The following is a 12832-nucleotide window of genomic DNA, read 5'->3' on the forward strand; positions in this document are numbered from 1 at the left end:
TTACGATCAGGGCCATGCTCAGGCGAATCGATCTCCGCGGAAGTGACGTCTCCGACCTCGCCGGCGTGCTGCCGCGCGCCACCCTCGACGTCGAGGCCGCCCTGGCCCAGGTGCTCCCGATCATCGCGGACGTCCGCGACCGTGGTGCCCTCGCCCTGCGCGACCTCGCCGAGCGCTTCGACGGCGTACGGCCCGAGCACCTGCGGGTGCCCGCGGAGGCGCTGCAGCAGGCGCTCGCCGACCTCGACCCGCAGGTCCGCGAGGCCCTCGAGCTGTCCGTCGTGCACAACCGCGCCGGCCACGAGGCACAGCTCCCGACCGAGCGGGACACCGAGATCCTCCCCGGCGGGCACGTGCGCCAGCGCTGGGTGCCGGTGAGCCGGGTGGGCCTGTACGTGCCCGGCGGGCTGGCGGTGTACCCCTCGAGCGTCGTCATGAACGTCGTCGCCGCGCAGGTGGCCGGCGTCCCGTCGCTCGCCGTCGCGAGCCCGCCCCAGCAGGCCTTCGGCGGCCTTCCGCACCCGACGATCCTCGCGGCGTGCGCCCTCCTCGGGGTCGAGGAGGTCTACGCCGTCGGTGGCGCGCAGGCCGTGGCGATGTTCGCCTACGGGGCGGCCGGTGAGCCGGGCACCGGCGACGGGGAGCGGCTGTGCGCGCCCGTCGACGTCGTCACCGGGCCGGGCAACATCTTCGTCGCCGCCGCCAAGCGGGCGGTCATGGGCCGCGTGGGCATCGACGCCGAGGCCGGCACGACCGAGATCGCCGTGCTCGCCGACGCCGGCGCCGACCCGCGGTTCGTCGCCGCCGACCTCATCTCCCAGGCGGAGCACGACCCCGCCGCCGCCTCCGTGCTCGTCACCGACAGCGTCGAGCTCGCCGACGCGGTCGACGCCGAGATCGAGCGCCAGGCCGCCGCGACGACGCACGCCGAGCGGGTGCGCACCGCGCTCACCGGCCCGCAGTCCGGCACGGTCCTCGTCACCGACATCGAGCAGGGCATCGCCGTGTGCGACGCCTACGGCGCCGAGCACCTGGAGGTGCAGACCGCCGACGCCGCCGCCGTCGCGGACCGGATCCGCAACGCCGGCGCGATCTTCGTCGGGCCCTGGAGCCCGGTGCCGCTCGGGGACTACCTCGCCGGGTCCAACCACGTGCTGCCCACGGGCGGCACGGCGCGCTTCGCCTCCGGGCTCAGCGTCATGGCCTTCCTCAAGCCTGTCCAGGTCGTCGAGTACGACGACGCCGCGCTGCGGAAGGTCGCCGGCCCGCTGCGGGCGCTCGCCGAGTCCGAGGACCTGCCCGCCCACGCCGACGCCGTCGACCTCCGGGCGGGCTGAGCGGGGCTCCGCTCTGGGCGGAATCGGCGTCGCACCTCGGGGCGCGGCCGGACGCGCTGAGCGCTGTGCTCACCGCGATCCCTGCCCTGCCTCGCGGCCCCGCGCCGGGGTGTGGGACGGGGACGGGTACTTGCGCCCGGTGGGGGAGGGCCGCACGCTTGGGGCTCATCTCCCGAGAGGATCACCCATGCGCACCAAGGTTGCCGTGGCGACCGCTGCCGTCCTGCTCGCCCTCGTGGGCTGCGGATCGGCCGACGACGACGCCGCCACCGACCCGACCGCCGAGGCGCCCAGCGCCGAGGAGACGGCTCCCACGGACGCGATGCCGACCGCGCCGGAGCCCGACCTCGAAGGGCTGCCGGACGTCGTCGCCGTCGTCGACGGCGTGGAGATCACGCGCGAGGAGTTCGAGCAGGTCTACGCCAGCCAGCTCCAGCAGGCCTTCATGCAGTCGCAGATGACGGGCCAGGAGGTCGACCAGGACCAGCTCAAGCAGCAGACGGCCGAAGGGCTCGTGGACACCCAGCTCCTCCTCGCCGAGGCCGAGGCGCGCTCGATCGCGCCGACGGACGAGGAGGTCAACGCCGCCGCCGAGGAGCTCGCCGCGTCCAGCGGTCTGGGCTCGGCCGACGAGCTCTTCAGCATGCTCGAGCAGCAGGGCCTGGGCCGTGAGGAGGCCATGGACGAGCTCCGGCTGCAGACCTCGGTCGAGCAGCTCGTCGCCGACGAAGCCGGTGAGTTCACGCCGGCCGACGAGGACATCCAGGCGCTCTACGACGAGGCGGCCGGGCAGGCCGGCGAGGGTGGGGAGCTGCCGCCCCTGGAGGAGGTCCGTCCGCAGATCGAGGCGCAGCTCCAGCAGCAGCACGAGAGCGAGATCGTCCAGGCGCTGCTCGAGCAGCTGCGCGCGGACGCCGACATCACCTACAACCTGTGAGCCCTCAGGCCACCACCGCGGCGTAGAGCTCCTCGAAGGCCGCGGCCCGCTCGGCGTAGTAGTCGGCGCGTCCCGCCACCGGGTCCAGCGTGGGCCCGGTGGTCGGGGTCGCCCGCTCGACGCCGGGCGCGAGCGTGTCCAGGGCGAGCAGCGCGGTCCCGTGGAGGGTCGAGCGCTTGATCGTCACCGGCGTCACCGGCAGTCCGGTGACGTCCGCGACCAGCTGGAGCAGGTGGGGCAGCGCCTGGCTCGCCCGCCCGCTCGCGAGCACCTCCCGTGGCTCGGTGACCTCGCGCAGCTGTGCCACGACCCGCCCGTAGGTGAGCGCGACCCCCTCGAGCACGCCCCGGGCCAGGGCCTGCGGCGTGCTCGCCGCCGAGACGTCCGCGAGGACGGCGCGGGCGCCGGCCGCCCACCCTGTGCTGCGCTCCCCGCTGAGGAAGGGCAGGACGAGCGGGGTGCCCGGCTCGGGGTCGGGGACGAGGAGCTCGTCGAGCCCGCCGTCCAGGCGCAGGGTGTCGGTGAGCCAGGAGGCGGCGCGGCCGACGTCGTTGAGCGCCCCACCGAGGAGCGCGGTCGCGCCGTCCACCCGGTAGGCCCACAGCCCCGGCGGGGTGCGCGGAACGGCCGCCGGGACCTGTGCCCGCACGGCGCCGCTCGTCGCGAAGGACGCGACGAGGCCCCCACCCGTGCGCCCGCCGGTGCCCACGGTGGCCGCGTAGCCGTCGGCGACGACGGCGAACCAGGCGGCGCCGTCGAGCGCGGGGAGGCGGGAGGTGGCGCCGGGCAGGGGCTGGTCGGGATGGTGGACCGGGGACAGGGTGTGGGGCGCGACGCCGGCGACGGCGAGCATCTGCGGGTCCCAGTGGCCACCGAGGCGGTCGAGCAGCCCCGTCCACGCCGCGGTGGAGGTGCCGACGCCGGTCGTGCCGGCGAGATGCAGGGTGAGGAGCTCCCCGAGGGACAGCCACCGCGCGACGCGCGCGACGACCTCCGGCCGGGTGGCCCGCAGCCAGCGCAGCCGTGCGGGCAGGTAGCTCGTGTGCAGCCGGCACCCGGTGCGCTGCTGGACCTCGGCCTCGTCGAGCTCGGCGCGCAGCTCGGCCACCTGGGGCGCGCAGCGGGAGTCGGCGTAGGTGAAGCACGGGGTGAGCGGGTCGCCCCCGGAGTCCACGCCGACGAGCGAGGAGGCGAACGTGTCGAGCGCGACCCCGGCGATCCGTCCGGCGAGGTACGGGCGGGCCACGGCCTGGAGGATCTCGGAGACCTCCGCGAGCACCTGCCGGGGGTCGATGACCGACGTGCCGTCCGTGGCGGTCGTGAAGGCGTGGCGCACCTTGTGGCGCAGGCCGGCCACCGGCAGGCCGCGTGCGTCGTACAGGCCGCCCCGGCTGGCGGTGGAGCCGACGTCGACGGCGAGGACGAGGGGGTCGTGCGCGTCGGCGAGGTCGACGGTGAACGCGGTCATGGGCACCTCCGGGGGGATCCTAGGGGCCGGCCGGGCTCAGCGCTGGCCCAGGACGAACGGGTGCACCGCGGCGGCCCCGGCCCGGCGGAGCAGCCGCGCGGCCACGGTGAGCGTCCAGCCGGTGTCGGTCCAGTCGTCGACGAGGAGCACCGAGCGGCCCGGCAGCCCGTCGCGTGCGGCGTCGTCCAGGTCGAGACCGAGGCGCCGGTGGACGCCGGCGAGGCGGGTCGCGGAGTTGACGTCGTGGCGGCCCGGCGGCAGGTCGGCGGAAGGGCTGACCGCTCCGACGATCGGGACCTGCGCGAGGTGGGCCACGCCCCGGGCGAGGTGGAGCAGCAGCCGGGGGCGGGTGGCCGAGGCGACGAGGACGACGCCCTCGACGCGTCCGCCCGCGGCGGCCAGGGTGGCGAGCTGGTCCCCGAGCACCCGCTCGACGGCGCCGCGCAGGGCGACGGGCAGGTCGCCGTCGTGCCCGCCCCGCGCCTCGCGGCCGGCCGGGCGGTCCGGTGCCGGCTCGAACAGCTCACGCAGGGCCGCCGACCAGCCGAGGCCGTCGAGCCGCGCGACGGCCCGGCCCGGCTCGGCGAGCTCACCCGCGGGGATGCGTCCCTGGAGGTCGATGCCGACGGCCGGCATGCCGGTGGGCCACTGCTTGCGCGGGGCGACGTCGACGCCCGGACGGTCGAGCGCGGCCTGCGCCTGCGCCAGGTGGGTGGCGTCGACCGTCGCGTCGAGGGTGAGCCCGCCGCACAGGTCGCAGCGCCCGCACCGCCAGCCGTCGGTGAGGTCGGGGTCGGAGAGCTGGGCGCGCAGGAACGCCATGCGGCACTCCCCGCTCCCCAGACCGACGTACTCGACCATCGCCTGCTGCTCCCGCTCGCGCGACTCCTCCACGCGTGCGTAGCGCGCGCTGTCGTAGACCCACGGCCGGCCGGTGGCCCGCCAGCCACCCGCCACGCGCTCGACGGCGCCGTCGACGTCGAGCACCTTGAGCATCGTCTCCAGGCGGGTGCGGCGCAGGTCGACGAGCGGCTCGAGGCGCACCGTGGACATGGGCTCGTCCCCGAGCTCGGCGAGCACCCGGCGTACCGCGGGCTCCGGCGGGAAGGCGAGGGAGCCGAAGTAGGCCCAGATGTCGCGGTCCTCCGGCCCCGGCAGGAGGACGACATCGGCGCGGTCGACGCCACGCCCGGCGCGGCCCACCTGCTGGTAGTAGGCGATGGGGGAGGAGGGGGCGCCGAGGTGGACGACGAAGGCGAGGTCGGGCTTGTCGAAGCCCATGCCCAGTGCCGACGTCGCGACGAGGGCGCGCAGCCGGTTGGCGCGCAGGTCCTGCTCGAGCTGCTCACGGCGGGCCGGCTCGGTCCGGCCGGTGTAGGACTCGACCTCCAGGCCGGCCGCGCGGAGCTGCTCGGCGACCTGCTCGGCCTGCGCGACGGTGAGCGTGTAGACGATGCCGGACCCCTGCCAGGCCTCGATGCGCTGGGCGAGCCACCCGACGCGCCGGGCCTGGTCGGGCAGCTGGACGACCCCGAGGTGGAGGGACTCGCGGTCGAGGGAGCCGCGCAGGACGAGGACGTCGTCGTCCTCCTCGCCCGCGCCGAGCTGCTCGGCCACGTCCGCGCTCACCCGGTCGTTCGCCGTCGCCGTCGTGGCCAGTACCGGCACCCGCGGCGGCAGGTCCTCCAGGAGGGTGCGGATGCGCCGGTAGTCGGGCCGGAAGTCGTGGCCCCAGTCGGAGATGCAGTGCGCCTCGTCGACGACGACGAGGCCCGCCTCGGCGGCGAGGGCGGGCAGCACCTCGGCCCGGAAGGCGGGGTTGTTCAGCCGCTCCGGCGAGCAGAGGACGACGTCGACCTCGTTCGCCCTGATCGCGGCGTGGACGTCCTGCCACTCGGTGACGTTGGCCGAGTTGACCGTCACCGCCCGGATGCCGGCGCGGGCGGCCGCGCCGATCTGGTCGCGCATGAGCGCGAGGAGCGGGGAGACGATGATCGTCGGCCCGGCGGGCGGGCGGCCCTCGACCCCCTCGCGCAGCAGGGCCGTCGCGACGAAGTACACCGCCGACTTGCCCCACCCGGTGCGCTGGACGACCAGTGCCCGGCGCCGGTGGACGACGAGCGCCTCGACGGCGCGCCACTGGTCCTCGCGCAGCCGTGCCCCCGGGTCGCCCACGAGGGTGCGCAGCACCTCCTGCGCGCGTTGCTCCGTGCTCACCTGGTCCTCCGTTCGTCGTCGGTTCCACGGTCCCACGCCCCACCGACACCCCATGACGACGCGACGCGCACCCCGGGGAAGCGTGAGGTGCGTCACGACGTCCGCGATTTCGGGAACGCCGCCGGGGGCGCGGAACCCGCGGGGCGGCGCGGGTTCGCCGTCGGCGCGGCCATGAATTACGAAACGTGGATGGCGCATAAATGGGTCCAGGGCCTTGAAGGTAAGCCTTACCTAAGCGCTAGATTGACCGCACGCGGCCAGGCAAGGCGCCACCTGGTCCGGCCCCAGACCACGTCAGACGAAGGACACCCATGAGCATCGCTTCCCCGCTCCGCCGCCCGGTGCGGCTCGCCGCCGCCGCCGTCGCGGCGACCCTGGCTCTCGCGGCCTGCGGTCAGGCCGACGCCGAGGACGCCGCCCCCGCGCAGACCGCCGACGCCACGGCCGAGGCCGGCACCGTCGAGGTCGAGGACAACAACGGCCCGCAGACCATCGCGACCCCGCCCCGCTCGGTCGTCGCCACGGACAACCGCACCTTCGAGACCCTCGACGCCTGGGGCATCGAGCTGAGCGCCGCCGCGGTCGCACTCATGCCGTCCTCGCTCTCCTACACGCAGGACGAGTCCGTCATCGACCTGGGGAACCACCGCGAGCCGAACCTCGAGGCCGTCGTCGCCGCCGAGCCCGACCTCATCATCAACGGTCAGCGTTTCGCGCAGTACCACGACGACTTCGCCTCCCTCGTGCCGGACGCCGTCGTCCTCGAGCTCGACCCGCGGGAGGGTGAGCCCTTCGCCGAGGAGCTCAAGCGCCAGACCACGGTGCTCGGGGAGATCTTCGGCAAGCAGTCCGAGGCCGAGCAGCTCGTCGCCGACCTCGACGCCGCCATCGAGCGGGCGCGCGCCGCCTACGACCCGGCCGACACCGTCATGGCCGTCATCACCTCCGGCGGGGAGATCGGCTACTCCGCCCCCGGCAACGGCCGCACCCTCGGCCCGGTCTTCGACATCCTCGGCCTCACGCCGGCGCTCGAGGTCCCGGAGGCCAGTGAGGACCACCAGGGCGACGACATCTCCGTCGAGGCCATCGCCGACTCGAACCCGGACTGGATCCTCGTCATGGACCGCGACGCCGCCGTCGGCGCCGACGACCCGGAGTACACCCCGGCCGCCCAGGTCCTGGAGGACTCCGAGGCGCTCGCCGGCGTCACCGCGATCCAGCAGGACCGCCTCGTGTACATGCCCGCCGACACGTACACCAACGAGGGCATCCAGACCTACACCGAGTTCTTCAACTCCCTGGCCGACGCCTTCGAGGCGACGCGCTGACCACGCCGCGGTGGGGCCGGCGCGCGCCGGCCCCACCACGCACGCAGAGCGGATGAGCATGACCACCACTGACGCCGGGCCCCGCGCCCGGTCCGCCGGCCGGCTGCTGGACTGGCGGCTCCTCGTCGGGGCCGCCGTCGTCGGCCTGCTCCTCCTCGCCTCCCTCTTCACCGGCGTCTACGACGTCACGGGTGCGCCGGACGGGACGCAGATGTTCGCCATCACCCGTGTCCCGCGGACGATCGCCCTCGTCCTCGCCGGCGCGGCGATGGCCATGTCCGGGCTCGTCATGCAGCTGCTCACGCAGAACCGGTTCGTCGAGCCGACGACGACCGGCACGACCGAGTGGGCGGGCCTCGGCCTCCTCGCCGTCACCCTCCTCGTCCCCGGCGCGAGCATCGCCGCGCGCATGGGCGGGGCCATCGTCGCGGCGTTCATCGGCACGGTGCTCTTCTTCCTCGTCCTGCGCCGGGTGTCGCTGCGCTCCTCGCTCATCGTGCCGATCGTCGGGATCATGCTCGGCGCCGTCGTCGGCTCGGTGTCGACGTTCGTCGCGCTGCAGACCGACATGCTGCAGAACCTCGGCGTGTGGTTCGCCGGGAGCTTCACCTCGGTGCTGCGCGGGCAGTACGAGCCGCTGTGGATCGTCGCGGTGGTGGTGGTCGTCGTCTTCGTCGTCGCGGACCGGTTCACCGTCGCTGGGCTCGGCAAGGAGATCGCGACCAACGTCGGCCTCGACTACAACAAGGTCATCCTCCTCGGCACCGGCCTCATCGCCGTCGCCACCGGCGTCGTGACCGTCGTCGTCGGGAACCTGCCCTTCCTCGGCCTCATCGTCCCCAACATCGTCTCGCTCATCCGGGGGGACGACCTGCGCAGCAACCTGCCGTGGGTCTGCCTGCTCGGCATCGGCATCGTCGCGGCCTGCGACCTCGTCGGACGGACCATCATCATGCCCTTCGAAGTTCCGGTGTCCCTCATCCTCGGCGTCGTCGGCGCAGCCGTCTTCGTCGTCCTCGTCCTGCGGCAGCGACGCCGTGGTTAGCCTCATGCCCGCTCGGACCACCGCACCCGTCCCGGTCCCGGCCGTCCCCGCTCGGCGCCGCAGCTCGGGCCCGCTGCCGACCGCCCGCTCCCGGCGCCGGTACTGGCTCGTCGTCGCCGGGCTCGCCGGCCTCGCCCTCACCCTCGCCGTCGGCCTCGTCTGGTGGGACAACCCGATGCCCGCCGGCTCGGACGGCTTCTGGCGCATCGCCCAGCTACGGATGAAGAACGTCCTCGTCATGGCGATCGTCGCCTTCAGCCAGGCGATCGCCACGGTGAGCTTCCAGACGGTGACGAACAACCGGATCATCACGCCCTCGATCATGGGCTTCGAGTCCCTGTACATGGCGGTGCAGACGGCGGCGGTGTACTTCCTCGGCGCCGCGGGCGTCGTCGCCCTCACCGGCGTGCCCCAGTTCCTCCTCCAGGTCGGGCTCATGGTCGGCCTCGCGGTCGCCCTCTACAGCTGGCTGCTGTCGGGCAAGCACGCCAACCTCCACGTGATGCTCCTCATCGGCATCATCATCGGCGGCGGCCTCGGGTCGGTCTCGACCTTCATGCAGCGCCTGCTCACCCCGAGCGAGTTCGACGTGCTCACCGCCCGGCTCTTCGGCTCGGTCTCCAACGCCGACGCCGCCTACCTGCCGATCGCGGTCCCCGTCGTCCTCACCGCCGGGACCCTGCTGTGGCTGCGCGCCAGGCGGCTCAACGTCCTCGCCCTCGGACGCGACGCGACGACGGGCCTGGGCCTGAGCCACCGCGCCGAGCTGGTCAAGGTGCTCGTCCTCGTCGCCGTCCTCATGGCCGTGTCCACCGCGCTCGTCGGGCCGATGACGTTCTTCGGGTTCCTCGTCGCGACTCTCGCCTACCAGTTCGCCGACACCCACGACCACCGCCACGTCTTCCCCGTCGCCGTCCTCATCGGCTTCGTCGTCCTCGCCGGCGCGTACTTCGTCATGAACCACGTCTTCTACGCCCAGGGCGTCGTCTCGATCATCATCGAGCTCGTGGGCGGTGTCGTCTTCCTCGTCGTCATCCTGCGAAAGGGCCGCCTGTGATCACCCTGTCCGACGTCCGCAAGGACTACAGCAGCGAGGTCGTCATCGGGCCGGTCGACCTCACCATCCCCACCGGTGGCATCACCGCCCTCATCGGCCCCAACGGCGCCGGGAAGTCGACGCTGCTCACGATGATCGGCCGCCTCCTCGGGCTGGACGCCGGGACCATCGAGATCGCCGGCTACGACATCACGAGCACCGCCTCCAAGGACCTCGCCAAGATCGTGTCGGTGCTGCGCCAGGAGAACCACTTCGTCACCCGGCTCACCGTGCGCCAGCTCGTCGCCTTCGGCCGCTTCCCCTACTCCAAGGGCCGCCTCACCGCCGCCGACGAGGAGCTCGTCAGCCAGGCGATCGACTTCCTCGAGCTCGGCGACCTCGAGGACCGCTACCTCGACCAGCTCTCCGGTGGGCAGCGCCAGCGCGCCTACGTCGCCATGGTGCTGTGCCAGGACACCGAGTTCGTCCTCCTCGACGAGCCGCTCAACAACCTCGACATGCGCCACTCGGTCCAGATGATGCAGCACCTGCGCCGCGCCGCTGCCGAGCTGGGACGCACGATCGTCGTCGTCCTCCACGACATCAACTTCGCCAGCCACTACGCCGACCACATCTGCGCCGTCAAGGACGGGAAGATCGCGGAGTTCGGGACGTGCGAGTCGATCATGGACGACGACGTCCTCACCCGGGTCTTCGACACCCCGGTCCGGGTCATCCCCGGCCCGAACGGCCCGCTCGCCGTCTACTACTGAGGGCTCGCCGCGCGGAAGTCGGCTGTTGGAAGTCGGCTCTCGCGCGCAAGTCGGCTGTCGCGAGGTCATCACGGTGCCCGGCGGCGAGCTGGGCCGCGGCCGCGACTGCCTCTGAGCGCCACCGCGCGTGAGACCGCCGGGCGCGGGCGCGGTGTCACCCGCGCTCGGCCGTCTCACCCGCGGTCGGCCCCGGGGCGTGAGGCCGGAGGCGTCAGGCGCGGCGGCGCGGCGGTGGGCGGGGAGGACAGGGTGGGGACCCGTCGAGCCGCGTCTTGGGGGGTGAGACGGGGTGGTTGACACGCGGAACGTGGCGCGACTAGCGTCTGCGCCAGGTTCAGAGCACCAGTGCGCGCCTCGAGCGCGCTAAGCCCCGGCTTGCTGGTCGGCAACCCGCCACGTGCGGTGGGTGCCCCGGGTGATGACCTGGCCCCGCGACGAGCGCGGGGCAACGCGGCGCACCGACAGGTGCCGAGCACGAAGGAAGTACGGCGATGACCACGCACCAGAGCCCCCGGCCGATCACCAGCCGAAGCGGCGCCTCGATGTGCATGTGGGCTCGCCCCTGTATGTCCGCCTGAGACATACCCGCGATGCCTCGGCCCCGAGCCGGCGCATCACCCCTGGGCCAGCCCCGGCCGCCGGCGAGTGACACGCCGCGCGCCGGACCCGGCGGCCCAGCCCACTTCCTTCGGGCGCGTCACACGCGCCGCGAGCCGAAACGGTGACCCGTCATGTCCACTGCCTTCCTCCCCACCCGCACCACCGAGACCACCTCGACCACGGCGACCATCGCCCTCGACCTCTCCGGCCTCGGCGCCCCCGCCCACGACCGCGGCGCGGCCGCCGGGCTGCCCGCCGAGCAGGCCAACCTCGTGCGCCTCGCCTCCTACGCCCGTGCCGCGCACAAGGGCGGGGTCTCCTTCGTCACGCTCGGTGAGGACTTCCGCCTCCGGGCCGACGCCTCGCCGCGCGCCAACGCCTGGCTCGACCCCGTGATCGCCGCCCGCCGCATCAGCCCCAGCGCCGGCGGCACCGGGCTCGTCCCCAGCGTGCAGCTGGGCCGGGCGGACGCCGCCGTCGCCGCCGAGCTCGCCCAGTTCAACCGCAAGAGCGGCTCCTGGGCCGGCCTGCAGGTCTCCCGTGGGCGGGACGAGCGCGTCAGCGCGCTGCCGCAGCTCGGTGACCTGCTCGAGGACCTCATCCGCACCGCCGAGGCCCGCTCGAGCCAGCGGCCGACCGTCGTCCTGCCGCTGGAGCAGGAGGCCGAGCTGCCGGCCGTGGCCGAGCTCGCCGACGTCGTCCGGCTGCGCGAGGCGGACCTCGGGTGGGCGCGCGAGCTGCGTTTCGCCGTGCGCTCCGCGGCACGGGCCGCAGGGCGCCCGCCCGTCCGCGTCCTCGTCGACCTGCGCACCGTCATCGCAGCCGACTACGAGTCCGCCCGGGCGCGGGCCGACCTCCTCAGCGACATCGCCGGGGGCACCGGCTCCTGGGAGGGCGCGCTCGAGGCCGTCGGTACCGTCGGCGACGTCGTCACGACGATCGAGAAGTGGCTCGAGGCCGGCGCGGCGGACGGGTTCGTCGTCCTGCCCGGCTCGATCCCCGCGGACGTCACCCGCCTCATCCGGGGGATCATCCCGGCGCTGCAGGCCCGGGGCCTCGTCGCGACGTCCGGCGCCGAGGTCGGGCGCGTCCGGGACTGAGACGGCCGCGGGGTCTCGGGCGGCGCGGACCCCGCCTCACCCCTCGTGGCAGGATGGGGGCGCGGGCCCGTCCCGCCCGCGCCCGAGCCTGCGTGAGGAGTGCGATGGTCACCGAGGAGCCCCCGACCGGGAGCGTCGTCGTCGGTACCGACGGGTCGGCGAACGCCGAGCTCGCCGTCGACTGGGCGGCCCGCGAGGCCGCACGCCGCTCCGCCGGCCTCCACATCGTCTACGCCTTCCCGTGGGTGACCCACGCGCACGCCTGGGACTTCGCGCCTCCGCCCGAGGTGACCGAGACCGGTGAGCGCATCGTGTCGGCCGTCGTGGAGCGGGTGCTCGAGTCCCACCCCGGGCTCGAGGTCACCCGCGATGTGCTCGTCGAGTCCCCGGCGGAGGCGCTCGTCGAGGCGTCACGACGCGCGGTGGTCGTCGTCGTCGGCTCCGGCGGGCTGGGGGAGTCCGACGACGCGCTCATGGGGTCCGTCGCCCAGAAGGTCGCGGCCCACGCCGCCTGCGCCGTCGTCGTCGTGCGCGACGTGCCGCCCGGCGGGGACACGGCGCCCGTCGTCGTGGGCATGGACCCGGAGGAGGGGGCACCCGAGGCGATGGAGTACGCCTTCGAGGAGGCGGCCCGGCGCGGGACCGACCTCGTCGTCGTCCAGGCGAGCCAGGACGACCACGCCCTCCTCGAGGACATCCCCGTCCTCGGCGACCACTACCGCGAGGTGGCGCGACTGCACGCCGAGCACACCGCCGAGCGGCTCCAGACCTGGCGACGGCGCTTCCCCCACGTTCCCGCGGAGCTGCGCCTGGTCCACGAGCGACCGGTACGCGCCCTCGTCCACGCGGCGGCCGAGGCGAGCATCGTCGTCGTCGGCAGCCGGGGACGCGGTGGGCTCGCCGGCCTCCTCCTCGGCTCGGTGAGCCGGGGCGTGGCGAACCGGGCCCCGGTCGTCGCGGTCGTCCGCACCCGCCACGACGCCCACTGACC

The 12832-nt window shown here is 74.2% G+C and carries 10 protein-coding genes and 1 riboswitch; of the genes, 8 read left to right on the forward strand and 2 right to left on the reverse strand.

The window, feature by feature from the left end:
* Nucleotides 1-14: 14 nt before the first annotated feature.
* Entirely contained in the window at nucleotides 15-1337 is a 1323-nt protein-coding gene (gene hisD / locus FE251_RS05425; protein WP_139948189.1) for a histidinol dehydrogenase, read from the forward strand.
* 187 nt (nucleotides 1338-1524) lie between these two features.
* Nucleotides 1525-2274, forward strand: a complete 750-nt coding sequence (locus FE251_RS05430; RefSeq protein ID WP_139948190.1) for a SurA N-terminal domain-containing protein — start codon at nucleotides 1525-1527, stop codon at nucleotides 2272-2274.
* A gap of 4 nt (nucleotides 2275-2278) precedes the next feature.
* Here FE251_RS05430 and FE251_RS05435 read toward each other — a convergent pair whose 3' ends face one another.
* A complete protein-coding gene (locus FE251_RS05435) occupies nucleotides 2279-3742 on the reverse strand; it encodes a gluconokinase (protein WP_139948191.1) in 1464 nt (487 codons plus the stop codon).
* 36 nt (nucleotides 3743-3778) lie between these two features.
* On the reverse strand, nucleotides 3779-5959 hold the full coding sequence (locus FE251_RS05440) for a RecQ family ATP-dependent DNA helicase (RefSeq protein ID WP_330998314.1): 2181 nt from the start codon (nucleotides 5957-5959) through the stop codon (nucleotides 3779-3781).
* Nucleotides 5960-6270: 311 nt separating this feature from the next.
* Here FE251_RS05440 and FE251_RS05445 point away from each other — a divergent pair, with 311 nt between their 5' ends.
* From FE251_RS05445 to FE251_RS05470, 6 genes are all read left to right on the forward strand, one after another.
* Nucleotides 6271-7287 (forward strand): siderophore ABC transporter substrate-binding protein, encoded by a 1017-nt coding sequence (locus FE251_RS05445; protein ID WP_139948192.1) that lies wholly within the window; start codon nucleotides 6271-6273, stop codon nucleotides 7285-7287.
* A 58-nt stretch (nucleotides 7288-7345) separates the two neighbouring features.
* A complete protein-coding gene (locus FE251_RS05450) occupies nucleotides 7346-8332 on the forward strand; it encodes an ABC transporter permease (protein ID WP_139073654.1) in 987 nt (328 codons plus the stop codon).
* A 4-nt stretch (nucleotides 8333-8336) separates the two neighbouring features.
* On the forward strand, nucleotides 8337-9389 hold the full coding sequence (locus FE251_RS05455; RefSeq protein WP_139948193.1) for an iron chelate uptake ABC transporter family permease subunit: 1053 nt from the start codon (nucleotides 8337-8339) through the stop codon (nucleotides 9387-9389).
* On the forward strand, nucleotides 9386-10141 hold the full coding sequence (locus FE251_RS05460; protein WP_139073549.1) for an iron ABC transporter ATP-binding protein: 756 nt from the start codon (nucleotides 9386-9388) through the stop codon (nucleotides 10139-10141). The genes FE251_RS05455 and FE251_RS05460 overlap by 4 nt, the downstream gene beginning before the upstream one ends.
* A 331-nt stretch (nucleotides 10142-10472) precedes the next feature.
* Nucleotides 10473-10598, forward strand: a riboswitch (SAM riboswitch).
* A gap of 274 nt (nucleotides 10599-10872) precedes the next feature.
* A complete protein-coding gene (locus FE251_RS05465; protein WP_139948194.1) occupies nucleotides 10873-11841 on the forward strand; it encodes an LLM class oxidoreductase in 969 nt (322 codons plus the stop codon).
* Nucleotides 11842-11945: 104 nt separating this feature from the next.
* Nucleotides 11946-12830 (forward strand): universal stress protein, encoded by an 885-nt coding sequence (locus tag FE251_RS05470; RefSeq protein WP_168202657.1) that lies wholly within the window; start codon nucleotides 11946-11948, stop codon nucleotides 12828-12830.
* Nucleotides 12831-12832: the final 2 nt, after the last annotated feature.

Origin of the sequence: Georgenia wutianyii, from assembly GCF_006349365.1 — a bacterium.
GTDB lineage: Bacteria > Actinomycetota > Actinomycetes > Actinomycetales > Actinomycetaceae > Oceanitalea > Oceanitalea wutianyii.